This window comes from Chryseobacterium metallicongregator (assembly GCF_031324065.1).
Taxonomy (GTDB): domain Bacteria; phylum Bacteroidota; class Bacteroidia; order Flavobacteriales; family Weeksellaceae; genus Chryseobacterium; species Chryseobacterium metallicongregator.
On record NZ_JAVIXS010000022.1, the window covers coordinates 84,481 to 109,124 of the forward strand.

General features: G+C 36.4%; 16 protein-coding genes. 5 read left to right on the top strand and 11 right to left on the bottom strand.

Features of this window, described 5'->3' with window-relative positions:
- Positions 1-12 precede the first annotated feature (12 nt).
- On the top strand, positions 13-1,773 hold the full coding sequence (locus REB14_RS23905) for a RagB/SusD family nutrient uptake outer membrane protein (protein ID WP_309523473.1): 1,761 nt from the start codon (positions 13-15) through the stop codon (positions 1,771-1,773).
- Between the two features lie 193 nt (positions 1,774-1,966).
- On the opposite strand, the gene msrA is transcribed toward REB14_RS23905, so the two are convergent.
- From msrA to REB14_RS23955, 10 genes are all read right to left on the bottom strand, one after another.
- Positions 1,967-2,521 carry a peptide-methionine (S)-S-oxide reductase MsrA gene (gene msrA / locus REB14_RS23910; protein WP_309523474.1) on the bottom strand — a complete coding sequence of 185 codons (555 nt, stop codon included), beginning with the start codon at positions 2,519-2,521 and terminating at the stop codon, positions 1,967-1,969.
- A gap of 553 nt (positions 2,522-3,074) precedes the next feature.
- The gene (locus tag REB14_RS23915) at positions 3,075-4,043 is read right to left on the bottom strand and encodes an ROK family protein (RefSeq protein ID WP_034693864.1); all 969 of its coding nucleotides are present in this window, start codon (positions 4,041-4,043) and stop codon (positions 3,075-3,077) included.
- Positions 4,044-4,122: 79 nt separating this feature from the next.
- Positions 4,123-5,334 carry a PepSY-associated TM helix domain-containing protein gene (locus REB14_RS23920; RefSeq protein WP_034693861.1) on the bottom strand — a complete coding sequence of 404 codons (1,212 nt, stop codon included), beginning with the start codon at positions 5,332-5,334 and terminating at the stop codon, positions 4,123-4,125.
- A gap of 51 nt (positions 5,335-5,385) precedes the next feature.
- Positions 5,386-7,500 (bottom strand): TonB-dependent receptor, encoded by a 2,115-nt coding sequence (locus REB14_RS23925; protein ID WP_309523475.1) that lies wholly within the window; start codon positions 7,498-7,500, stop codon positions 5,386-5,388.
- Entirely contained in the window at positions 7,500-8,699 is a 1,200-nt protein-coding gene (locus REB14_RS23930; RefSeq protein ID WP_309523476.1) for a PepSY-associated TM helix domain-containing protein, read from the bottom strand. The genes REB14_RS23925 and REB14_RS23930 overlap by 1 nt, the downstream gene beginning before the upstream one ends.
- A 40-nt stretch (positions 8,700-8,739) precedes the next feature.
- A complete protein-coding gene (locus tag REB14_RS23935) occupies positions 8,740-10,950 on the bottom strand; it encodes a TonB-dependent siderophore receptor (RefSeq protein ID WP_079243581.1) in 2,211 nt (736 codons plus the stop codon).
- Positions 10,951-10,983: 33 nt separating this feature from the next.
- The gene (locus REB14_RS23940) at positions 10,984-13,173 is read right to left on the bottom strand and encodes a TonB-dependent siderophore receptor (protein ID WP_309523477.1); all 2,190 of its coding nucleotides are present in this window, start codon (positions 13,171-13,173) and stop codon (positions 10,984-10,986) included.
- A 151-nt stretch (positions 13,174-13,324) separates the two neighbouring features.
- Entirely contained in the window at positions 13,325-16,399 is a 3,075-nt protein-coding gene (gene secA, locus REB14_RS23945; RefSeq protein WP_309523478.1) for a preprotein translocase subunit SecA, read from the bottom strand.
- A gap of 123 nt (positions 16,400-16,522) precedes the next feature.
- Positions 16,523-16,744 carry a DUF2795 domain-containing protein gene (locus REB14_RS23950; RefSeq protein WP_002662059.1) on the bottom strand — a complete coding sequence of 74 codons (222 nt, stop codon included), beginning with the start codon at positions 16,742-16,744 and terminating at the stop codon, positions 16,523-16,525.
- A gap of 136 nt (positions 16,745-16,880) precedes the next feature.
- The gene (locus tag REB14_RS23955) at positions 16,881-17,909 is read right to left on the bottom strand and encodes a GDP-mannose 4,6-dehydratase (RefSeq protein WP_309523479.1); all 1,029 of its coding nucleotides are present in this window, start codon (positions 17,907-17,909) and stop codon (positions 16,881-16,883) included.
- A gap of 89 nt (positions 17,910-17,998) precedes the next feature.
- Here REB14_RS23955 and REB14_RS23960 point away from each other — a divergent pair, with 89 nt between their 5' ends.
- Positions 17,999-18,796 carry a DUF2797 domain-containing protein gene (locus tag REB14_RS23960; RefSeq protein WP_079243577.1) on the top strand — a complete coding sequence of 266 codons (798 nt, stop codon included), beginning with the start codon at positions 17,999-18,001 and terminating at the stop codon, positions 18,794-18,796.
- A gap of 41 nt (positions 18,797-18,837) precedes the next feature.
- A complete protein-coding gene (locus REB14_RS23965) occupies positions 18,838-21,489 on the top strand; it encodes an AsmA family protein (RefSeq protein ID WP_309523480.1) in 2,652 nt (883 codons plus the stop codon).
- A gap of 113 nt (positions 21,490-21,602) precedes the next feature.
- On the opposite strand, the gene REB14_RS23970 is transcribed toward REB14_RS23965, so the two are convergent.
- Positions 21,603-21,953 carry a hypothetical protein gene (locus REB14_RS23970; protein WP_079243575.1) on the bottom strand — a complete coding sequence of 117 codons (351 nt, stop codon included), beginning with the start codon at positions 21,951-21,953 and terminating at the stop codon, positions 21,603-21,605.
- Between the two features lie 175 nt (positions 21,954-22,128).
- Here REB14_RS23970 and REB14_RS23975 point away from each other — a divergent pair, with 175 nt between their 5' ends.
- Together REB14_RS23975 and REB14_RS23980 are read left to right on the top strand one after the other, a co-directional pair.
- Complete coding sequence (locus REB14_RS23975) at positions 22,129-22,323, top strand: hypothetical protein (RefSeq protein ID WP_034693837.1); 195 nt, start codon at positions 22,129-22,131, stop codon at positions 22,321-22,323.
- Between the two features lie 122 nt (positions 22,324-22,445).
- Entirely contained in the window at positions 22,446-23,492 is a 1,047-nt protein-coding gene (locus REB14_RS23980; RefSeq protein ID WP_309523481.1) for a PA0069 family radical SAM protein, read from the top strand.
- The last annotated feature ends 1,152 nt before the right edge of the window (positions 23,493-24,644 follow it).

Here is a 24,644-nt window from a genome sequence, read left to right on the forward strand (position 1 = left end):
TGAAAAGAAATCATGAAATCTAAATTTTTAAATCTAAATACAATTGTTTTATCCTTTGCTGTACTGTCTTTAATGGGATGTACCAATCTGGATGAAAAAGTAATCGATGAGGTATTGGGCTCTGAAACGGCAGATCCTGAGGCTGCTCTTGCTGCTGCATACAGCCAGTTGGGAGACGGAACTTTTGTAGACCATGGAAATGTTTTCGCTTTGCAGGAATATTCTACTGATGAAGCATTATTACCCACAAGAGGAAGTGACTGGGGTGATGGTGGAAAATGGAGAGCAATGCACGAATTCTCATGGGATGCCAGCAGTGATGTTGTAAAAACAACCTGGAATTCCCTGAACTTTGGGATAACAAAGTCTTTGACAGCGATTTCAAGTATTGAAAAAAGCAACAGTACAAACAGAGCTTTATTTTTAGCAGAAGCAAAAGGACTATTGGCCTATTATACCTATACAACGATTGACCTTTTCGGGCAGGCTCCTTACAGAGATCCGGGTAATATTAATGCTCCTATTCAGATCAGAAAAGCAGAGACTACCATTGATGTTTTAATTACTGAAGTGGAAGGGCTTATTCCAAATCTGGCAGATATCAAAACACAGAATACACACGCAGGAAGATTTACCAAACAGGCAGCGTATGCATTTCTGGCAGACATGTATCTGAACAGAGCGGTTTTGAAGAATAAAACGGCAGGATCATTCAACTTTTTAGAGCAGGCTGTGATGGGTTCGGGAACCGATATGGATAAGGTCATTGAATATTCTAATTTGTTGATTAACAATCCGAATTTCAGTCTGGAATCCAATTATTTCCACAATTTTGATATCAATAATGAAACAAGCAAGGAAATGATATTTTCCATTGTTCAGAAGAAGAATACAGACAAAGCTTCAGATAATGACCTGGCATATATGTCTATGGAAAGAATTCAGAAACCATCACCGGATAACAGAGGAACCAATGCATCGTGTATCACTCCGGAATTCTATTATTCCTGGAACGGAAATCATGATGATCCACGTTTTCAAAGATCTTATCAGTATGCGGACGGAACGTGGTTCAGAAATGACGGAACGGATGTAAGTGTACCTTCCTCCAGTAAAGTGGAAGGAACAGGAAAACCATGGTTTCATTTCAACAGAGGTCTGCAGGTGGGACAGCAGTACGGTCCTAAAATTCTTTCAGACGGAAATTTTGATATGACTCCAGACGGAAGAATTAAAGTTTACAAATTATTTACTGAAAAAAATACAACACTCGCTGCAGACTTCACCCCTGAACTGAATTTTGACAACCCTTCAGAATCTGTATTTACACAAGCTCAGATCAACAGAGGAGTTAGAAATTTTAAGTTTGAATTTGATCCGGGTTATGGAAACAACGGAACAAGCGGAATGGATGTACCCTTGTACAGATTAGGAACCATCTATATGATGAGAGCAGAAGCTTATTTAAGAAGTGGAAATATATCCGCTGCCTTGGCGGATGTTAATAAGCTGAGAACAAGCAGAACGAATGATGCTTTAAAGAATAATGCTCCGGGAGTTGCTATTGCTTCTTTGGATGAAAATACATTGTTCAAAGAATCAGGGTATGAACTGTATTGGGAAATGTACAGAAGAAAGGCGATGATCAGATTCAAGAAATTTGATTTACCGGGAACAGCTAAACCAGCTTCCCAGCCTTATAGAAGAATTTTCCCTATTCCTCAGGCCACCATTGATGCTTCAAAAGACTTTACACAAAACCCCGGATATTAGTTTCTTTATATAAACAATTATTTTTGTGCCAAACAAGAAGCGAAGAGATTTCCTCTTCGCTTCTGTTATTTTATATCGGTTTGTTAATATTCTGATAATGATATAAAACATCAATAGGAACGGATTTTAGTCCGTTTTAATCAATGTATATCATCAATCCGGCTTTAGCCAAAACTTAAAACTGGCGAGCTTTTTACTCCACGTTCAACATTCCCTGTTCTCCAAAATGTTTCTTAAACTTCTGTATTTTAGGTCCAACCACAGCGCTGCAATAAGGTTGTGTTGGGTTCTCATTATAATATCCCTGATGATATTGCTCTGCCGGCCAGAATGTATCGAATTTCGTTAACTCTGTTACATAAGTTCCAGCCCATCTTCCTGATTCCTGAGATACTTTGATCGCTTCCTCAGCTTTTGCTTTCTCAGCATCATCTTTATAATAAATGACAGAACGGTATTGAGTTCCGATATCATTCCCCTGTCTGTTAAGTTGAGTAGGATCATGAAGAAAGAAAAATACATCCATTAACTGCTCGTAAGAAATAACAGCAGGATCATAAGTGATCTGAACCACTTCTGCATGTCCTGTCTCTCCAGTGCAAACTTCCTGATACGTCGGGTTATCTTTATGTCCGCCGGAATATCCTGAAATAGCAGATTGTACTCCTTTAAGCATATTGAAGCAGCTTTCCACACACCAGAAACATCCACCTCCGAAAGTAATCTGTTCTAAATTATTGTTATCCATTTTGGGTAATTATATTGTTTTATTATCCTTTCCTAATCCGGAAAAGGCCAATCAAAAATATGAAAAACTTTTTCATTTGAACGTGCTTTTGCGTCTTAAACTCAAATTACAATGATAGATGTGACAAATGATTTTAAACACAAATAACACCAATGTTTTCACAAATAGCACAAGGAAAAGAGAATGCAAATACTCTCGTTTACTCTCCGCAAAATATTTTAAAGAGGTTAGTATTAGCATTGTCATGCTGAGCGGGGTCGAAGCATTTTAATTTTAAACACAAATAACACCAATTTTTTCACAAATAGCACAAGGAAAAGAGAATGCAAATACTCTCGTTTACTCTCCGCAAAATATTTTAAAGAGGTTAGTATTAGCATTGTCATGCTGAGCGGGGTCGAAGCACTTTAATTTTAAACACGAATAGCACTAATGCTTTCACAAATAAACACAATAAAAATACAGCCCAATCCTCTGTGAAAATCTGCGTAATCTGCGGGAAAAAAGAAAGCACCCTAAAAAGGATGCTCTATATTATTTAAAAGGCTTTCAGTTATTTTTCCCAAACCAAAGCACTCGCTCCAAGAATGGCAGCATCTGCTTCGTCAAGTTCACTGAATACCAGTTTCACTTTATTTCTGAAAATTGGAAGAAGGTTTCTTTCCATATGAAGCTTGGCAGGCTTTAAAATAAAATCTCCAGCTTTGATTACTCCTCCGAATAAAAGAATAGCTTCTGGTGAAGAGAACATTACAAAATTAGCTATTGCTTCACCCAGCTTCTGACCTGTATATCTGAAAACCTCTATAGCAATTGGGTCTTCTTTGATAGCACATTCGTATACTGTTTTAGAATTGATCTCGTCTTCAGGATATTGGTTCAACATAGATTCCGGGAACTCCGCTCTCATTTTCTTTGCTGTAATGGTAATTCCTGTAGCAGAAGCATAGGCTTCCAGACTTCCTTCAGAACCTGTGCTCCAGTGTTTTCTCCCGCCTGGTTTTACAATCGTATGTCCTAATTCTCCGGCAAACCCGTCATGTCCATAGATTAAGCTTCCATTAGCGATAATTCCACTTCCTACTCCTGTTCCCAGGGTAATCATGATAAAATCCTTCATTCCTCTTGCAGCTCCGAAAAGCATTTCTCCCAGTGCCGCAGCATTGGCATCATTGGTTACTGTACAAGGAAGACCGAATTTTGCCGTCATCAGCTCAGCGAAAGGAATAACACCTTTCCATGGAAGATTAGGGGCCAGTTCTATGGTTCCTTTGTAATAGTTCGCGTTTGGTGCGCCTACTCCGATTCCGTCAAAGTGTGCTTCAGTACCATACTTTTCCATCATTGGACGAACATGTTCATATAAAGCATCGATGAAATCTTCCACTTTGTCATAGGCATCAGTTCTCAGATTTCCTTTATCCAGAACTTCACCACGGTGATTTACGATTCCGAATTTAGTATTGGTTCCGCCGATGTCAACTCCAAGGGCAACTTGTTTTGATAAATCTATTAATGACATTTCTATTATTAAATTCTAAGGGCTAAAATTATAAAAAAGATTGTATTAATGGATTATTAAGTAGGTTTTATTTAATACTTTAAGCTGTTTTTATTGGTTTTTTCTTTTTTCTTCCCCACCAGATCATAAATCCGGTAACCGGAAGAGAAGCACAGATAATACTTACAATAAAAGCAATAATCTTAGTAGGAAGTCCTAAAATAGCTCCTACGTGAATATCATAATTGGCACTCACAACCTTTTCTCCAAAGTTTTTATCTTTTGGATCATGAGTGTGTAGCAATTCTCCAGAGTTTTCATCAAAGATTAAGCTGCTGCTTTTATGGTAAGAATAAGAAAGGTGTTTCACATACACCTCAAAGTTGGGATGTTCGTGGTCATCCATATGCGGATGTCCCAAATCTATAGCAAAACCATAAGAATCCGGATATTTTGTCTGTACAGTATTAATGATTTTATCCAGTGTTCCTTCTGTTCTCAGCTCAATAGGAGCTTTTGTTTTAATGTGTGAGAAGTCGGGATACTTGGTTTCTCCACCGGAAAATATCACATAGATCATTGCCTGCACCACAAAGAATGCATAGAATAATCCGGTAATAGAAAAGATTAAAGCAAATATAGATGCGTAAAATCCTAAGACATTATGAAGATCATAATTCTTTCGTTTCCAGCTTTTAATATTTTTCCATTTGAAGGCAAAACGTTGTTTTCTTGCTGCTTTGTTCTTTGGCCACCATAGGATAATCCCGGAGATCAGCATAATGATAAAAATGATAACAGGAATTCCTACTACATAAGTTCCCCAGTCCTGTTTCAAAAGGTAGCTCCAGTGGATCATTTTTACAATATTGAAGAATCCGTTTTTCTCATCATAAACTCTTAGTACTTTCCCGGTGTACGGGTTTACATAAGCTTGTTTATAGATAGGAAATTCATCAAAATAATTCCAGGCATCTGTATTATGCTCATACCAGAAGAACATATAAGATTGCGTTTTGTCAATAGGAACATTTACCCAGTGGATAGGATATTTCTCTTTTACCTGTTGTGCGACAGCCTTTTCCATCACTCTGATAGGAAGAACCTGTTTCTGTTCAATATTTTGCTCATGGTGGTAGATGACATCTTTTCGGGTGATGTTTTCCACCTCATCCTTAAATACATATAATGCTCCGGTAATAGAGATAATAAAGATCAGAAATCCTATTCCCAATCCGAACCAAAGGTGCAGCTTAGCTGACCATTTTTTGAAAAAGCCCGGTTTCTTTTTATGATGATGGTTTTTCTTCATATAACAGTAAAAAGTAAAGCAAAGATATGCTTTACTTTTTATTTAGATTAATTAAAATTTATATTCGATCATGAATGTCCCTCTTAGTCCAAGAGCATTTGTGAAGTCACTGTCTCTTGCTGTCCACCATGAAATAGCGGGTTGATATACTTTGTTAAAAATGTTTTCAACACCTAATGACAGTCTCCAGTTGTTGTTAACTTCATAACTTGATTTGAAGTTAAATACAGTATATTCAGGTACATATCCTTCACCGTAAGCATACAATCCCGTTTTAGCATTAGGCTCGAATCTATTTTGCTGGAAAGAGTGAAGCATATCAACCCCAACGGATAGAGCAGGAACAGGTCTTGCCTGAACATATGCCAATACTTTAGGTGCAGAAATTCTGCTGTTGTTGATCTTGGTTGAATAATCGCCGTCGTCTTTTACAGAGGTAATTCCTTCCATCCAGCTGTAACTTCCACCAAACTGAATCCATTTTGTAGGCGTAAAGTGTAAAAATCCTTCTACCCCGTATACAATCTCGGGAGATCTCTGAATCATTAATGCTCTGTCCGGACTTTGTACGAATGATGCTCCCAGTTTAGAGGTACTCACGTAAGAAGTTAATTCATAGTTCAGCCAGCTGGAAAGTTGTCCTGTAGCTCCCAATTCGTAGTTGTTGACAATGATTGGTTTTGTTTCCAGACTTTTGATAGTTTCGGAAGTTGAGGTTCTTAAGATTCTTCCTAATTCATTGATAGAGTAGGCCTGAGAGAAGCTTCCGAAAAGATTGATATAAGGTTCAATATTGTAACGGACACCAATATTTCCTACCAGTGCATTGTAGTTTAGTTTTCCACCTGCAACAGGAATGCTTTTCGTGAAAGTTCCGTCACTTTTAAGGGTAGAAAGTGTATTGAAGTCATCTACATTTACTTTGATGTTTTCGTAACGAAGTCCTCCTTTGATGGTGAACTTTTTAAACAGATCAATTTTTGCCAATACGAAAGGTGCAATATTAGTCATGTTCATATTCGGAGTCCAGAAACGTCCGTCTTCAAGCTTTTGTACCGTTTCATCATTCAGAATATCAGCTCCATATATGATTTCTGCCTGAGAATTGGCTGAATTCCAAAGTTGAGTATCAAAATTGAATCTTGCTCCTGCTTTTTTTGAAATTACATTAGACTGTCCACCATTGAAAAAGGTATCGCTGTATCCGTAAACTGTTTTGAAATCCTGATAGTAAAGGTTAATATTCAAAGAAGTTCCTGCAAAGAGGTTCTTATTGTCATAGCTCACTCGGATATTGTGGTTTTTTGGAGTTCCCTGAGGGGTTGTTTCCAATCCTTTTCCAATTCCTTCACCAATGGTAGGCGTGGTACCGTATTTTCCGGTTTTTAATCCTACATTCAGATCTGATCTTGAAGAATAACCAATGTAAGACGCTTCAATTCTTTGATTTTCATTAATGTCATACCCTACCTTCAGCAAGCCGTTGTAGTTGTCCATCTTGGCAATACTATAAGTAGGGCTTATTAAAACGCCATCTCCGTCCTTTGTATATCCAGTTCTTTCATAGGCTAATGAAAGGGTATAATCAAACTTCTTAATCTTTCCGGTTAAAAGCTGGCTGGCTCTTACTCCTAAAGTACCACCATAAGGCTGTCCTGTAAGACCAATCTGTGAAATTCCGGAAATCTTTTTATCTGTTTTGTTTCTCTTTGTAATATAATTGATGATCCCTCCATCTGCTCCGTTACCATAGATGGAAGAAGCTCCTTTGATCACCTCAATTCTTTCGATGGCTGAAGGGTCAATAGTCCTTAAATCTCTTGCACCGTTACGAAGTGGGGTAGACTGTGGAATTCCATCAATCAAAACCAAGACCTGGCGACCTCTTAATGTCTGTCCCGAATTGGAAGTCTGCCCTGAATTGGTGCCTAAACTGGGAACAGTGTATTGCAGAATGCTTGTAATGTCTGAGTTCACAGTCAGCTGAGACTGAATCTGCTTTTCTCCCACTACGGTAATGGAGCTTGGAACTTCTTTTATGTTTTCCTTTTTTCGGGAGGCCGTCATGACAACCTCGTCTACATTTTTAGTTTGTAAACTATCTTTTACCTGGGCAAAAACGGTAGTAGTTCCTAAGCAGGCAGCTGATAAAAGCACTTTTTTCATTATATTTTCTTTCCTTTTTTCTTTCTTTTTCCCCACCAAACCAGGAATCCGGTTACAGGGAGTGATGTACATGTGAGGCCGGCCATAAACCAGATGATCTTTCCAATGATTCCGAAGTAGGATCCGGTATGGATGTCATAATTGGCGTTGGAGTATTTCTCGGCAGTAGTAAGTTTGTGATGAGGTTTGTTGGCCAGTAGTTTTCCAGAGTATTTGTCGAATGTCAGGATGTTTCTTTCACTGTATCTTCCATCCATTCCGTAAACCGTTACCGGAAGATTTTTCAGTTCTTTTCCTTTTTTATTCTTTCCGTTTAGGGTAATTCTGAAGCTGGATGATTTTGCGTACAGTTTTTCAGTCTGGGCTGCGGCAAGATCAAAAATTGCTTCATTCTTTGCCATCAGGGAGTCCGGAGATTTTCTTTCTTTTTCTTTTGGAAGTTCCCATGAACCGGATAAAGCAAAAGTAAAGGTGTTTTTTACATAAGGATACGCAAAATAAAGCCCTGTAACACTTAATAGCAATGCAATAAATGATGCATAGAATCCTAAGATATTATGAAGATCGTAGTTTTTACGCTTCCAGTTTTTTACATTTTCCCAGTTGAACCAAAAGCGTCCTTTTCTGGCATTTTTATTTTTAGGCCACCATAAAATAATTCCTGTTATCAGCATAACGATGAAAAGTACGGTTGGAATTCCTACAGTATACGGTCCCCATTCTGAATTAAGCAAAAGTCCCCAGTGGATATATTTCAAAATATTGAATACATCATATTTCTCATTATAAACAGCAAGGATTTGCCCGTTATACGGATTCACATAAGCTTTCTTATTGATACGTACCTGCTGGAAATAGTTCCATCCCTTTTTGCTTTTTTCATAGTACTCAAACTGGTAGGATTTATTTTTATCCAAAGGAATTTCTACAGCACTTACAGGATATTTTTCATTAAGTTCCAATGATACTTTTTCACGAAGCAGATGAATAGGTAAAGGCTTTGTCCCGATATCCTCTTTTTTCAGATCAATGGCTTCTTTACGTAAGCTATTCTGTATTTCATCCTTAAAAACATATAAAGTCCCTGAAAGAGAGACTATAAATACAATGAAACCAACAGACAAACCCAACCACAAATGCAGCTTGGCAGACCATTTTTTTGAAGGAGCTTTCTTTTTATGGTGATGCTTTTTTCTCATAGCAAAAAGTTAACCCCATGAGGGGCTAACCTTTGATTTTTTAAAATTTATATCCTATTGATAATCTGAAGTTTCTTGGAGCATCTGCCTGATAGTAGTAATATCCTGCATACGGTGAACCAGAATATAAATACCTGTTAAAGATATTAAATACATTGAAGTTCACTCTGAATTTTGAATTTTCCCAAGAAGCCCCTGCATCAAATTTTACATAATCATCCATTTGTAAGGTGTTTTTACTTCCCCAATCCCAGCTGCTTCTATCAGCCATATAGGTTCCTCCGAAGCTTAAACCGAAACCTTCAAGAATATTATTACTGAAAGTATAGTTTAGCCAGCCATTTGCTGTATGTTTAGCATATCCGGGAACTCTGTCTCCTTCTTTTCTTGTAGCTGTTGTTTCTGTAAATTTATTCTCTGTAAAGGCATAATTGAAGATCGCATTGAATCCTTTTACAATTTCTCCCTTAAGATCAAATTCTACTCCCTGTACTCTTGTTTTTCCAAGAAGAATAGAATATTTGCCATTCGGATTATTTGTGAGGTCCGGATCACCTGTGATTTCATTATTTTTATTAATGTTATATAATGAAAGGACAGTATTCCATTTACCGGCAAACCAATCTTTCTTGAACCCTACCTCAATATTATTCCCGGTTAGTGGTGACGCTGTTGTTCCATCTCTGAACAAACCTGCTTGTGGTACAAATGACTGATCATATAATGCATAAGCAGACATATTTTCGTCTATAGAGTAGCTTAATCCAATACGAGGAGTAATTCTGTTGGCTTCTGACTTTGTTCCGTAGTTTACTTCTTTTACATTGGTGTAACGAGCTGCTAATGTAAGTCTTAATGCATCATTGAAGAAACCTAGTTCATCTTGTAAGTATAATCCTGTATATTTCTGATCGATTGTACTACCAGCACCTGCTCTTACTGAAAGTGGAGTAGATTTGTTGAATGTTTTATAAGCTGCAGTATTGTTTGGCCCATAATAAGAACCTTCTCCATTACTATCGTAATTATTGGTATCAATGTTATACCAATAGCTGTGATCAGCCACATTATTATTGATGGCATCAAAATCTCCATTCGCATTAAACTTATCCAAATTATATCCCTGTGACCAGTCCGCCATATATTTTTTGCTTCCAAGGTCAAGTCCAGCTAATATTTTGTGTGAAACAGGTCCGGTTTTTACAAGGCCATTTAAGAAAACCTGCCCAAATTTCATTGTATTATCAGCTTCCCAATAATTTAAACGACGAATCATATAGTTTCCTTCAAACATACTTGGCCAAAGGTCGCTTCCCATCGTATATTCGTTTACATACGTTAACTGGGAAGTTAATTTCCAGTTTTCATTAAAATTATGCTGTAAATTGACATTTACTGTATTGTTATCAACTTTAGTTGGGTCAATGCCGGGATCTGTAAGAGTATATTCAACAGGCTTTGCTTTATATCCCTGATAACTGAATACATATGCTGAACCTACCTCAGACATTTTCGCTTTCTGATAAATATATTCAGCCGTTAAAGTTGTTTTATCACTTAGCTTTACTTTTAATGAAGGATTGATAATATACCTGTCATTGAATTCATAGTCTCTGAAACTGTTTTTATTCTGAGCCATTAAATTCAACCTAAAAGCTACTTTATCGGTAATTTTAGTATCAACATCTGCCTCTCCGCGGTACATATTAAAGCTTCCTAATGTTACTCTTGCGGTACCATTCAAAGCATTTCCTGTTGGCTTTTTAGTCACAATATTATAAATACCGCTTGGTTCACCGTTTGACATTAAGAATCCTGAAGGCCCTTTGATAAATTCAATGTGATCCACATAACTCATGTCTTCACTTAGAGGTCCCCAATTTGAAGTTACATTTACTCCATTCATGAAAGCTGCTGCTCTAGCACCTCTCATATTGACTCTTGTATACATATCTCCCCAGTGTTCTAATCTCTGAGCTCCGGCAACGTTTCTTAGAACTCCATCGCTTAAAGTCGTTACCTGTTGATCCTCTAAAGCTTTGTTAGTAATAATTGAAATGTTTTGAGGTATTTTGATAAGAGCTTCATCCAGTCGAAGAGAAGAAGAACCTTGTTTTTCTACATATTTTTTATAATATCTTCCGTTAACAACTACTTCTTCAATATCGTTGGATTTGATGGTGTCTTTTTTTTCCTGTGCAAAACTTAACATGGAAGTTAATAATACAGCTCCTATTGTTATTCTTTTCATTGTTTATAAGGGGAATAATTTATTCTAACAGTTTTAAAATTTATAAGTGAAACTACCTAATACATTGGCAAGAGCCTGAGCATTAGCAGTTGTATATCCGCTCCAGTAGTGTTCGTTCGTAAAGTTGTCTACTTTTACCCCGATTCTGAATTTTTTAGTATCATAAAATGCGTTGGCATTCAATACCAGATATTTTGGAAGGATGAAAGTACCCATCGTTGTAGAGTTAACAATTTTATTGTCGCTCGCATAGTTTCCTCCAACTCCGAATCCTAATCCTTTTAATTTTCCGTCAAGGAACTGGTAGCTTGCATTGAAGTTAACTAGCCATGGAGATGATGCTGTAGCAGGTCTTCTTCCGATTACTGTATCATCAGCTTCCGTATATTTCATATCATTGTAGCTTACTCCGGCGATAACGGAGAATCCTTTGATCAGATAAGCATTTGCTTCCAATTCTACTCCTTGGCTGGTAAGTGAACCTGCTTGTCTTTGAATTGCTCTTCCTTGTGATGTGTAACCAACATTAAGAAGAGTATTTTTTACTTTGATATTATAATAACTTAATGTTGTACTGATTCTTCCTTTGATCAGGCTTGCTTTGAACCCTCCTTCAAACTGGTTAGCGGTTTCCGGATCAGACAATGTCACATTAGAATCTGCATCTGAAATATAATATCCATTGCTTGTAAAGCTGTTCTGATAATTTCCAAAAACAGATACTTTATCCTGAATAATCTGGTAAACAATTCCCAATTTAGGTGACCAAGCTCCTTGATTATATGCTTTAGTTGGAATTTGTCCGGTTTGTCCTCCTTTGAAATCTATACTTTCGTATCTTACAGAAGCAAGAATATTAAGACCGGTTATTGGTGTTATAACGTTAGAAATATAACCGCTATAGGTATCTTTTTTACCAGTATTTATATAAGTATTGTTTTTCTCAAAATCAGATCCGCTTTGTAGTGCAGCGTATTTTGCTCCCAATGTCTGGCCATTCATATTAGAATAATCTGTGGCATTAAATGGTACCCAGTCAAAATCTGTAAATAGAAAATACTGATTATCATTCATTCTCATATAATCAAAACCTGCTACTGTTCTGTTTCTTACATTTCCGATATTGAAATCAAAATTGAAGTTCTGCTGAACCTGGAAATACGTTCTTTTGCTGTCTTTGGTCGACTGGTCAGCTCTTGCTACTCCAATTTCTGAACTGTTTGCAGGGTTTGGAGCAAAATAGAAATAGGGGTTAAATCCGTCTGAGTAAGAATAAGAAGTACTTACATTCGTAGAGGATTTGATATGCTCATTAATCTTATAGTTAACCTGTCCAAAGAAGTTTCTTGCTTTACCAACAGTTTTAAGACCTTCTCCGGTATAAGACTGCTTATAGTTATAACCCAATTTCTCCAGTTTGTCCATACTGTCTGCGCCAAGTTGTGAGCTCGGATAATAAAAGAAGAAAGCGGTTTCAGGATATGAATTGGTTTCAAACATTTCCAGCTCAGCATTAATCTCTAAATTATCTGTAGGACGGTAAGTAAGGGATGGAGTGAATGCATAGAAAGAGTTCTTTGCATTGGTTCTCTGAAAGGTTCCCTGGTTGGTATAGGCTGTATTTAATCTGAATAATAATTTTTTATCTTTCGTAAGAGGAGCATTTACATCTGCCTGCACTCTGTAGTAGTTATAGCTTCCACCTGCCAGAGAAACAGCACCTGCAAAAGTTTCAAATGGTTTTTTAGTCACTCTGTTCACTACTCCTCCGTAAGAGGTCACATTACTTCCGAATAAGGTAGCAGAAGGTCCTTTTAAAACTTCAATTCGCTCTACATTAATAGCATCCATAGAAGTAGTAATAGGAGCTACCATACCATTTCTGATAGAGTTTCCCGCTACAAAACCTCTTAAGTTAAGATAAATACCTCCATCTCCTGCTCTGTTTGTAGCACTCCACATTTTCTGGGCACCTGCTACATTTCTGAAAGCATCATCTACGGTAAATAATAATTGGTTTTCCAGTACTCCTTTATCAATGGAAGAGTAAACCTGTGGATCCTCTATAGCTTTTAAAGGCATCTTATTAGAGTATTCACTATCTTTCTTTACATATGTATTGATGATTACCTCGTCAATGCTTTTAGTGGTTAATGTATCTTTTTTTTGGGCAGAAACCAGCATTGTTCCCAGTGCGGAAGCACAGATCAGTACATTTTTCATGAAAGTCAAATTTTCTGCAAATATATTATTTTTAACTGTTCTAAATAAATAATGAGATTGATATTTATCATAAAATTATTATATACTGAATAACAAAAAACCGCTATGGCCAATGCCAGAGCGGTTTTTGTATGATATTATTAAATTTTTCTTAAGCCGGAATTTCTCCTTTATATAAGAAAGAAATAATTTCTTTGTTTAATTTATCGATCATTTCACTGAATAAGTGGAAAGATTCCTGCTTATAAATTACCAATGGATCTTTCTGCTCGTATACAGCTCCCTGAGAAGATCTTCTTAAGTCGTCCATCTCACGAAGGTGAAGCTTCCAGTTTTCATCAATAATTGATAAAGTGATATTCTTTTCAAAATCATTCACTAAGCTTTCACACTGAGTATCGTAAGCTTCTTTAAGATCAGCTACAATCGTCATTGTTTTGTGTCCGTCAGTGAAAGGAACCTGGATCATTTTGAACATTGAACCTTGATTTTGGTATACATTCTCAATGATTGGGAATGATTTTTCTTTCAATAGGTTCAGCTTCATTTTGTAGTCTTCCTGAGCTGCTTTGAATAAGATATTCGTCAGATCCTGAACGTTTTTATTATTAAAATCATTCTGAGAAACCGGAGATTCCATAGTAAATGTTTTAATAATTTCATATTCAAAATCTTTATAACTTCCTGAAGCTTTTCCTTTCGCAGCGATAGAATTAGCAACATCGAAAATCATATTCGTAATATCATATTTCAAATGGTCTCCGAATAAAGCGTTCTTTCTTCTCTTATAGATTACGTCACGTTGTTTATTCATTACGTCATCGTACTCAAGAAGTCTCTTTCTTGTTCCGAAGTTATTTTCTTCCACTTTTTTCTGAGCTCTTTCAATAGACTTACTGATCATAGAGTGCTGAATTACTTCTCCTTCTTTATGACCCATTCTGTCCATCATTTTAGCGATTCTCTCAGAACCGAACAAACGCATTAAGTTATCTTCAAGAGATACATAGAACTGAGAACTTCCAGGATCTCCCTGACGTCCCGCTCTACCTCTTAACTGTCTGTCAACACGTCTTGAATCGTGTCTTTCTGTTCCGATAATAGCTAAACCTCCTGCATCTTTTACTTCTTTAGAAAGCTTGATATCCGTACCACGACCTGCCATGTTGGTTGCAATGGTTACAACTCCCGGCTGTCCAGCTCCAGCTACAATCTCTGCTTCTTTCTTGTGAAGTTTCGCGTTCAATACCTGGTGTGGAATCTTTCTTAATTGAAGTGCTTTTGATAGTAATTGAGAAATTTCAACAGAAGTAGTACCTACCAATACTGGTCTTTTCTGTGCTGTTAATTTTTCAATTTCCTCTATTACAGCATTATATTTTTCTCTGTTAGTTTTGAAAACCAAGTCTTGCTTGTCATTTCTTAAAATAGGACGGTTGGTAGGAATTACCACCACATCTAATTTATAGATTTCCCAAAGCTCTCCAGCTTCAGTTTCAGCAGTACCTGTCATTCCCGCAAGCTTGTTGTACATACGGAAATAGTTCTGAAGCGTAACCGTTGCAAAAGTTTGAGTAGCTGCCTCAATTTTTACATTTTCTTTCGCTTCGATTGCCTGGTGAAGACCGTCAGAATAACGACGTCCCTCCATGATACGACCTGTCTGTTCATCAACGATTTTTACTTCACCATCAATGACTACATACTCATCATCTTTTTCAAATAATGTGTATGCTTTTAATAGCTGGCTCATTGTGTGAACACGCTCAGATTTTTCAGCAAAATCAGAGAAAAGTCTTTCTTTTGCTTCAAACTCTTCTTCTTTAGAAAGGTTTTTAGCTTCTACTTCAGCAATCTCAGTTCCGATATCCGGAAGTACGAAGAAGTTTGGATCAGAGTTACCCTGAGACATGTATTCAACACCTTTGTCTGTAAGGTCTACCTGATTGTTTTTCTCCTCGATGACGAAGTAAAGATCTTTATCCACGATCGGCATATCACGGTTGTTGTCCTGCATGTATTGTGCTTCAACTTTCTGAAGCAATGCTCTGTTTCCGCTTTCCGATAAGAATTTGATTAATTGTCTATTTTTTGGAAGACCTCTGTATGCCTGAAGTAATTTGAATCCACCTTCTTTTGTATTTCCTGCAGCGATTAATTTTTTCGCTTCATTGAAAATGGTAGAAACGGTTTTCTTTTGTACTTCAACAATTCTGTCGATAGAAGGTTTAAGAACATCGAACTCCTGTCTGTCTCCCTGAGGAACCGGACCGGAAATGATCAATGGTGTTCTTGCGTCATCTACCAATACAGAGTCAACTTCATCCACGATAGCAAAGTTCAGTTCTCTTTGTACCAGTTCTGAAGGTGATGTCACCATGTTGTCTCTCAAATAATCGAAACCGAATTCGTTGTTGGTTCCATAAGTAATATCTGAGTTGTATGCTTTTCTTCTTCCGTCAGAGTTTGGCTGGTGGTTATCGATACAATCGATAGACATTCCGTGGAACTGATAAAGAGGTCCCATCCATGCGGAGTCTCTTTTTGCAAGATAGTCGTTCACGGTTACAACGTGTACTCCTCTTTCCGGAAGTGAATTTAAATAAATAGGTAATGTTCCTACCAAAGTTTTACCTTCACCGGTTGCCATCTCGGCAATTTTACCACTGTGAAGAATAACCCCTCCGATAAACTGAACATCATAGTGGACCATATCCCAAACTACAGGAGTTCCGGCAGCGTCCCATGAGTTTTTCCAAACAGCTGTGTCTCCCTGAATGCTAACGAAATCTTTTCCTGTAGCAGCAAGTTCTCTATCCCAGTCACTGGCTGTTACACGAATTTCTCCATTCTGAGCCCATCTTCTTGCCGTTTCTTTAATCAATGCAAAAGCTTCAGGAAGAACCTGAACCAGAACTTTCTCTTCAATTTCGTATGATTCTTTCTTTAGAGCCTCAATTTTTGTGAAAAGAGCTTCTTTTTCATCAACATTGGTTGAAGTTTTTATCTGCTCTCTTATCTGTTCTATTTGAGCTGTGATCTTACTGGTTGCAGATTTTATATTCTCTTTAAACTCAGCAGTTTTTTGTCTCAACCCATCATCCGACAATTGTTGAATGTTAGGTTCTACAGCTCTGATTTTTGTTACAACTTTTTTTACTTCTTTTAGGTCCTGCGCTTTCTTGTCTCCCAAAAACCCTTTAAGAACTTTGTTTAAAAAACTCATAAATTTTTTGCTTTATGCTTAATGCAAAATGCTTTAAGCGTTTTAAATAACACTTATCGTGTAAATTAATATATAAAAAGGGCAAAAAAGCTCTAAGCACGCAGCCTAAAGCTTATCGCTTTATTAATATTCGTCCTCGTTCCAAAGGAAATCCTCGTCAGTAGGATAATCACTCCATACTTCTTCGATAGATTCATAAATTTCTCCTTCGTCCTCGATTGCCTGAAGGTTTTCTACTACTTCCATTGGTGCACCAGTTCTGATTGCGTAGTCAATAAGCTCTGCTTTTGTCATTGGCCAAGGTGCGTCACTTAAATATGAAGCTAATTCTAATGTCCAGTACATAATTTTCTAATTTTTTGCAAAAGTATAAAAATAGGTTGTATAATAAACTTTTTTATACTTGATTTTCAATTCTTTTTATAATATTTTCTTATAAATGACTGTCACAAACTGGCTGGCAGCTGTGTCAGCAATTTACTTATTGTCGTTTTCTCAAAAACCATTCCACAAATTTTTTTATGCCATTTTGGAAGTCTGTGGCAGGTTTATACCCTATTAAATCCTTTGCTTTGGTAATATCGGCATTGGTTTTTGTGACATCACCAGGTTGCATTGGCAGAATTTTTCTGATAGCACTTTTTCCAAGTGCCATTTCTATAGTGGTCACCATCTCAGATAAAGTGATGACCTGGTTTTCTCCCAGATTTAGGATTTCATAAACCCCGGAATTGTTTTCCAGATAAAGGATAGATTTGGTAATTCCATCAATGATGTCATCTATATACGTATAGTCTCTTGCCGTATTTCCGTCACCATAAAAAGGGATTTCCTTATTCTCGGAAATAAGCTTGGCAAACTTGTGGATTGCAAGATCGGGTCTTTGTCTTGGTCCGTATACCGTAAAGAACCTGAGTTGGATCATATCTATATGGTATAGATTATGGTAAACATGCCCTATAACCTCTCCACTTTTCTTGGTTGCTGCATAGGGTGAGATAGGATTGTCTACATTGTCTGTTTCTGCAAAAGGAACTTTTTCATTATTTCCGTAAACACTTGAAGAAGATGCGCAAATGAATTTTTTAATATTAAAATCCTTACACAGTTCCCAAAGATTCATAGTACCGCGTACATTTACTTCTTCGTATTCAAGAGGACGTTCAATAGAGGGACGCACTCCGGCAAGTGCTGCCAGATGAATTACCATATCAATATGATGATTCTTAAAGATGTTTTCAAGACCTTTTTTATCACGGATGTCCTGCCAATAGAGGGAATATTGGTCAGAATGAGTGAGGGAAACCAAACGCGGAATATCCGTCTCTTTATCCGAGAATTCAAAATCCGAATTTTTACCGATTGACTCTAAAGTATTTTTAATTTTTACCTGATAGTCATAGAAATCATCAAAATTGTCAATGTTTATGACAGAATGTCCATTTCTTAATAATCGTTCAACTAAATGGGAACCGATGAACCCACTACCGCCTGTTACAAGATAAACCATTTGTATTTTTTATTAGTACAAAAATATAAATTTTACTTTTTGAAAAATATAATCATTAAATTTACTTAAAAAAGTAATATAAATATAATATGCAGTTTCAAGGGCAAATTTTAAAGATGACAAGCGTCGATGCTAAGCCAATTCAATACTACCTCAATCTTTCTGGAGATCTGATCCATATGAATGAGCTGTTTGGAAAAGAGTTAAGTATCAAACATACCGGATTTCAATGTGTAAATTGCGGACTGAATAAGCCTATTTACAGAATGGGATTCTGCAAAAGCTGCTTTTTTGAAAGCCCATATGCCAGTGATACCATTATTCGTCCTGAACTTTCTACAGCTCATTTAGGAGTTGCAGAGCGAGATCTGGAAGTTGAAAAACAAATTCAACTGCAACCACACACTGTTTATCTTGCTTATACAGGAGATGTAAAAGTAGGAGTGACCAGAAATACACAGATTCCTACAAGATGGATTGACCAGGGTGCAACTTTTGCATTGCCTATCGCAAGAACGGAAAACCGTTATGAAGCAGGAATGATAGAGGTGGCTTTAAAAGAACATCTGGCGGATAAAACCAATTGGAGGAAGATGCTGCAGGACGATTTTGAAGGAGAAGTAGATCTAGCTGATTTCCGACAAAAAATAAAAGAATATTTTCCTGAAGACTTTCAGAAATTTTATAGCGAAGGAGAAGAACTGTGGATGTTTGACTATCCTTTTGAAAAACCGGAAAAAGTTTCATCATTTACATTAGATAAAAAACCTGAGTTTACAGGAAAGCTTACTGGAATTAAAGGTCAGTATCTTGGATTTGAAGGAGGCAATTTTATCAATGTAAGAGGACATGAAGGGTATGTAATAGAGCTGGAAATAAAGAACTGATCTATATAACTGTATAATAGGAAAGAATCAAATCACAAAATATGAAAAAATGGGTTAAAAGACTATTGATAAGTTTCGGAATACTGGCAGGAATTCTTCTTGCTGCGAATTTCGGACTGAATCTATGGCTCAAAACCCAACTTCCGGAATACATCAAAAAAAATACAAACTATAAAGTTTCTTACAAAACGCTGGATGTTGATCTGGGAACAGGAAATATTTTGGCGACAGGAATCTCGGTTAACAGTAAAGATCCGCAAAATACAGACGTTATTGGTTTACAGGGAACTGTTGACACTTTGAAGATAAACCGTTTTGGAATGTATGATGCTGTTTTTAATAAAAGAATCAGCTCGTCAGATCTGTTGCTGGCAAAACCTGTTTTAAACATCATTCTTGCAAAAGCTATTGATCGTAAAACCGGAAAGAAAAGGAATCCGGTTTCATTTGAAAATATAAGGATCAACGAAGGTAAAATTGCTGTTTTCAAACATACAAAGCAAAAATTTCTCTCTGTACAACAGTTGGATCTGTTTGTAGAAAATTTACAGATGACGGAAGAATCTGTAGAAAATAAACTACCCATCGTTTTTGACAGATACAACATCAAAGGGGATAATTTTTTTTTCCGCCCAGAGAAAACCTATGCAATTACCATCAGTAGTATCAATACAAGTAATGGACAGATGACTGTTGAGAATTTCAGGCTGACTCCGCTGCTCTCTTTTGCTCAGTTTAAAAAGTTTTATCCTGCGAAGGCTCAGTTATTTGAATTTGCCGTTCCCAAAATGGACTTTACGGATGTTATTTTAAACAAAAACAAAGTTTCACTTACGAATGCAGACTTTGAGAATCCTGTTCTGAAAGTCTACAATACAGGAGTTAAGACTAAGAAAGCTGAAAAAAAATCAAATTTTGAATTTGATTTAAAAAATATAAAGCTGAATAATGCCATAGTAAAGGTCACAAAACCGGATGGAAATAATCTTCTGTCAGTAGGGAGCCTTGCTGTAAATATCAATCAGCTGATGTTTAATAAAGAAACTTCTGAACAGATCATTCCTATAGGATATAAAGACTTTACCATTGCAGGAAAGAATATTGAATACTCCAATGCTCAGAATATTACAGTAAGAAGCTTAGCGTTGAAGCCGGTAAATGGGGAAGTCTGGGACGTTGTATTGACACCAAACCATCCTGTAACAGGAAAAGCAGCAGCAGAGTTAAAAACAAATCATATTGCTTTTAATATCAATAAACTGGAATTCGTTGATAAAAAACTGAACGTGGATCTTAAAGATCTTCTCGTAGAAAATGTTAACGGAACTTTTAAAGCAGGTGAAAAAACAGCCAATAAATCTGACGGACCAGGAATTGTTAATTCCGTTATCATAAGAAAAACATCCTTAAAGAACTCAAACATTACATATGATAAAGGAAAACAGCCTTTGACTTTCCATGATCTTAATGCAACGGTAAATGATATTGAATTATCACCTAAACCCAATCAGTCAGGGCTGTCCTTCAAAGTGAAAGACTATTATATTACCACCAGAAACCTCGCTTATAAAACACAGTTTTACAATATGAGCCTTGGGCTTATTAAACTGAATAAAAATCAGGTACAGATTAACAATTTTGCCATGAAACCTCTCGTTTCGAGAGCTCAGTTTATCAAAATGATACCGGTTGAGAGAGATCTGTATGATTTAAAAGCCGGACAAATTACTGCAAAAGGAGAGTGGGATCTTTTTTCTCACAACAAAATGGTAAACGCTTCCCAGGTAGACATTGAGTTTGCAAATGCCAATATTTTCAGAAGCAAAATTCCCAAGGACGATCCAAAAATAAAAGCATTATATTCTAAAATGCTGCGTTCTATTAAAATTCCGATGACAATTCATAATCTTGATCTCAAAAATTCTATCCTGGTATACGAAGAAGATACTCCGGAAAGTATGGGGCCCGGAAAACTGACCTTCAGTAATTTTAATATGAACGTTAAAAATCTGAACTCTGCCAAAAGAAAAGGAAAACCAACAAAAGTGGACATTAAAATCAATTGTTCTTTCATGAATCTCTCACCACTTTCCGTCAACTGGAACTTTGATGTAGCTGATCAGAATGATAGATTTGCAATCTCCGGGAAAACGTCCAATCTTCCCGCTAGTGGAATCAATCCCTTTATCAGGCCTTATCTTCATGTGACTGCTACTGCAGGAACTATTCAGGAAATGCTTTTTAGCTTCAAAGGAAACCCTGCCGGATTACACGGAACTTTTAATCTTAAACATAAAGACTTAAAAATTGCAGTATTAAATAAAAATAACCATGAGAAAAAAGGGTTTCTAACAGCCGTTGCTAATGTTTTTCTGAAATCAAACTCAGGAAATTTCCCTGATGCAGTTACTGTAGAAAATGTAGAACGTGATCCTACAAAGTCTTTCTTTAATCTTTTCTGGAGAGGAATTGAACAGGGATTAAAGAAAACCCTTATTGGTAAAAATGTAGAAAAGACGGAGAAAAAGGTGAAAGAGGCTGTTTCTTCTGTGAAAGATATGAAGCAGTCGGTAAAAGAAATAAAACAGGAAATAAAAAATAAAAAAGAAACTCCCCAGCGGGAAGAAGAAAAAAAAGAAAAAAAGGGTTTTCTGAATAATTTATTCAAGAAAAAAGAAAAGGCCGAAGAATAATTCTTTAAACCATTACGTCTGCTTATTCATTACCATTTATATAAAGAAGGCAATGTGTTAATAAAAACGAACTTAATGGTTTAAAAAATCAATATAAGAAAAGATGGATTTGATTAGAAATTGAATTCATCACTTTCCAAAATAGGAATATCTCTTAAAAATTTATCAAACTCTTCTCCCGGATAATTGCTGTCTGCTCCGTAAGAATCTATAATCATTCCCCGATTGCCTGCATTATCCTTTACCACATAAAGTACTGCATTATCATCTGGATTGCTGTCTCCTTCGAAACGATATGTTTTTAGAATGACCAACTCAGCAGGCTGATAAATTTTGTCCGAATTTTCAAACTTCATTTCACAGTTTTCATTCATCCTGAATTCCCTTTGTATTCCTCTTTCAGAAAGCGTTTTCATAACTTCGCTTAAAGTTGTCATTCTATCAAAATTCTCTGAATTTTCCATAATAATATTTTTATTTTTAAGTACAATAATTAAACCATTGCAACTTCTAAATATAAGAAAAATAACAGATTGTGATTTTTCTAAAAATAAACTTTAATGTTAACAAAATTTATAATTTGAAAAAATAAAATAGGTATGCTTTTTGCAATGGTATCAATAATAAATCAAAGAAAATATGAAAAAAGAAGTTGGAGTTTTACTGGCAGGGGGAGTTGGTCTTTTGGCAGTATTAAGTTTAATTAGTATTAAAAAAATTTTGACAAAAAAAGATAAAAAATATAGTGATTCCTATTCGGACTATCACAGACACTTTGATGAAAAGAACCACGACGACGAAACACACGGAGTGGAATTTTACGCAGTGAAGTAGTAAAAAAATATATTTAATTATGTTTAAATCCAACGCTTTTGAAAGTGTTGGATTTTTTTGTGGAAAACTTTATTGTTAAAACTCATTATTTTATAAAAATTCCATTCTAATTTTACATCAGAATGCAAAACGAAAATTTCATAAAAGGTCAGGGAGCTCAGCGAAACGTTGTTAATCGTTTCGACAGGTATACCTATGAGCCTGAAGATGAAGATTTCGAGACTGTGAAGACTTCTTTCACGGAAGTATTTCCCAAAACTATTGTCAATCAGGTTAAAAGCGAAGATCTTCCAATGGAATATTCCATGAATCCTTATCAGGGATGTGAACATGGCTGCTCTTACTGCTTTGCAAGACCTACCCATGAATATTGGGGATATAGTGCCGGGGTTGACTTTGAAAGAAAAATCATGGTAAAGAAAAATGCACCCGAATTACTGGAAAAATTTTTTCATAAAAGAGGCTATAAAGCCGCCCCGATTCTATTGTCTGGAAATACCGACTGCTATCAGCCGGCCGAAAGACAATTTGAAATTACCCGAAAATTACTGCAGCTCTGTCTTGATTACAGACATCCTGTCAATATTCTGACAAAAAATGCATTGGTGCTGAGAGATCTCGATATTTTAAAACCCATGGCGGAACAAAATCTGGTATCTGTTTCTCTAAGCATTCCAACAATCAATGAAGAACTGAGACGAAAGATGGAGCCGAGAACAAGCTCAGCAAAAAATAAATTAAAAGCTGTGGAAATTCTTTCTGAAAACAATATTCCCGTACATGTAATGGTAGCGCCCATTATCCCAGGGCTCAATAGTGATGAACCTTTAAACATATTGAAAGCTATTTCGGATGCCGGTGCTTTAGGATTCGGATATACCCTCGTAAGGCTAAATGATACCGTCGAGCCGGTTTTTGTGAACTGGATTGAAACCCATTTTCCGGACAGGACACAAAAAGTTTTAAATCTTATCCGCTCCATGAGAGGTGGAAAACTTGGCGATAAAAGATATTTTGAACGACAAAAAGGAGAAGGAAATATTGCAGAAATGATTCACGCTACTTTTAAGATCGGCAAAAAGAAGTTTTTTGAAGGCAAAGAATTTCCAAAGCTTTCAACATCTAATTTTACAGGAACTCGCGATCAGCAGCTAAAACTGTTTGATTAAGCTTATCTTATATAGTATAATCTTGTTGACATTTCTTCAAGCCCTATTACTCAAACCCTCCCACACTTCAACTCTCAAACTCTCCAATCCAATTAGGAGCTTCATCCTGCTATCCATTTCTACTCCTCGCGCCCGCGCATTCCCACACCCAAACCTACCCACACTCCAACCAAGCTGCGGGGTAACCATTACTATCAGGGCTAGGGTAGGAGTTGTAAATTATGAATAATGAATGATGAGTTTCGGGTTTCCAGGTATAAAAGGAACATTGGTGATGAATTTTCATCTTGCTGATTTCTATGGAAGCGGGTTATAGAGTATCCATCTCTATTTCCATTGCGTCATTCCGCAGAAATCCCAACTTCTTTACAAGAGCCTTAAAGGAAGTAAAATGACAGTATAATATCTAAGGCCTTTCAGCAGTTAGTATTAGCAATCATGCTGAGCAGAGTCGAAACATTTTAATTAATTACGGGTATAGGAGTTAAATCCTATTAATTATATATAATGTACTCTTTCATATTTTCCATTCTATATATAATATAAAAGCAAACATTTTATCTGTGTCAATCTGTGCCATCTGTGGTTCATTATAACTATTCAATAGGAGCGGGCTTTAGCCCGTTTAGTAAAAAAATAATTCCTTAGTTTGGCTTTAGCCAAAGCTTATATATAGGTTATTAATTTAAAAAAGCTCTACTATATATAATATATACCCTATTTTGATCTTCCACACCCCAACCCCCCGCATCCCGCTCCCCGAAACACGCCTCTCACCCTCTCCAACGCTCCAACTCTCCAACCCTCTGACACCCTCACCCGATCCTCCAAACAAATGTTTAAAATTTTTCACCCTGCTATCCAGTTGTTTAGGTCTAAATATTAATAAAAGGTAAAATTTATGTTAAATAAAGTTGCGTAGTGTATGGGAAGTTTCTATCTTTGCCCCACTGAAAAACGAAATACATTCAGTAGCGCAGAAGCGCCTTTATAAAGGCAGAAACATAAACTACTTCATAAGATAAGGACGAAAAAAAAACTTTAATTTTTTTATAAAAAAAGTTGTCAGTTAAAAAATAGTTATTATCTTTGCAGTCCCAATTAGAGGGAGCGCAGGAGTAGATGGATTGAGGGTTTTGGAAGGGTTAAGGT

Coding starts and splice junctions, on each gene's coding strand:
- REB14_RS23960 (WP_079243577.1), top strand. CDS start 17,999: ATGCAGTTTCAAGGGCAAATTTTAAAGATGACAAGCGTCGATGCTAAG.
- REB14_RS23930 (WP_309523476.1), bottom strand. CDS start 8,699: ATGAGAAAAAAGCATCACCATAAAAAGAAAGCTCCTTCAAAAAAATGG.
- REB14_RS23980 (WP_309523481.1), top strand. CDS start 22,446: ATGCAAAACGAAAATTTCATAAAAGGTCAGGGAGCTCAGCGAAACGTT.
- msrA (WP_309523474.1), bottom strand. CDS start 2,521: ATGGATAACAATAATTTAGAACAGATTACTTTCGGAGGTGGATGTTTC.
- REB14_RS23950 (WP_002662059.1), bottom strand. CDS start 16,744: ATGTACTGGACATTAGAATTAGCTTCATATTTAAGTGACGCACCTTGG.
- REB14_RS23965 (WP_309523480.1), top strand. CDS start 18,838: ATGAAAAAATGGGTTAAAAGACTATTGATAAGTTTCGGAATACTGGCA.
- REB14_RS23940 (WP_309523477.1), bottom strand. CDS start 13,173: ATGAAAAATGTACTGATCTGTGCTTCCGCACTGGGAACAATGCTGGTT.
- secA (WP_309523478.1), bottom strand. CDS start 16,399: ATGAGTTTTTTAAACAAAGTTCTTAAAGGGTTTTTGGGAGACAAGAAA.
- REB14_RS23955 (WP_309523479.1), bottom strand. CDS start 17,909: ATGGTTTATCTTGTAACAGGCGGTAGTGGGTTCATCGGTTCCCATTTA.
- REB14_RS23925 (WP_309523475.1), bottom strand. CDS start 7,500: ATGAAAAAAGTGCTTTTATCAGCTGCCTGCTTAGGAACTACTACCGTT.
- REB14_RS23970 (WP_079243575.1), bottom strand. CDS start 21,953: ATGGAAAATTCAGAGAATTTTGATAGAATGACAACTTTAAGCGAAGTT.
- REB14_RS23920 (WP_034693861.1), bottom strand. CDS start 5,334: ATGAAGAAAAACCATCATCATAAAAAGAAACCGGGCTTTTTCAAAAAA.
- REB14_RS23905 (WP_309523473.1), top strand. CDS start 13: ATGAAATCTAAATTTTTAAATCTAAATACAATTGTTTTATCCTTTGCT.
- REB14_RS23915 (WP_034693864.1), bottom strand. CDS start 4,043: ATGTCATTAATAGATTTATCAAAACAAGTTGCCCTTGGAGTTGACATC.
- REB14_RS23975 (WP_034693837.1), top strand. CDS start 22,129: ATGAAAAAAGAAGTTGGAGTTTTACTGGCAGGGGGAGTTGGTCTTTTG.
- REB14_RS23935 (WP_079243581.1), bottom strand. CDS start 10,950: ATGAAAAGAATAACAATAGGAGCTGTATTATTAACTTCCATGTTAAGT.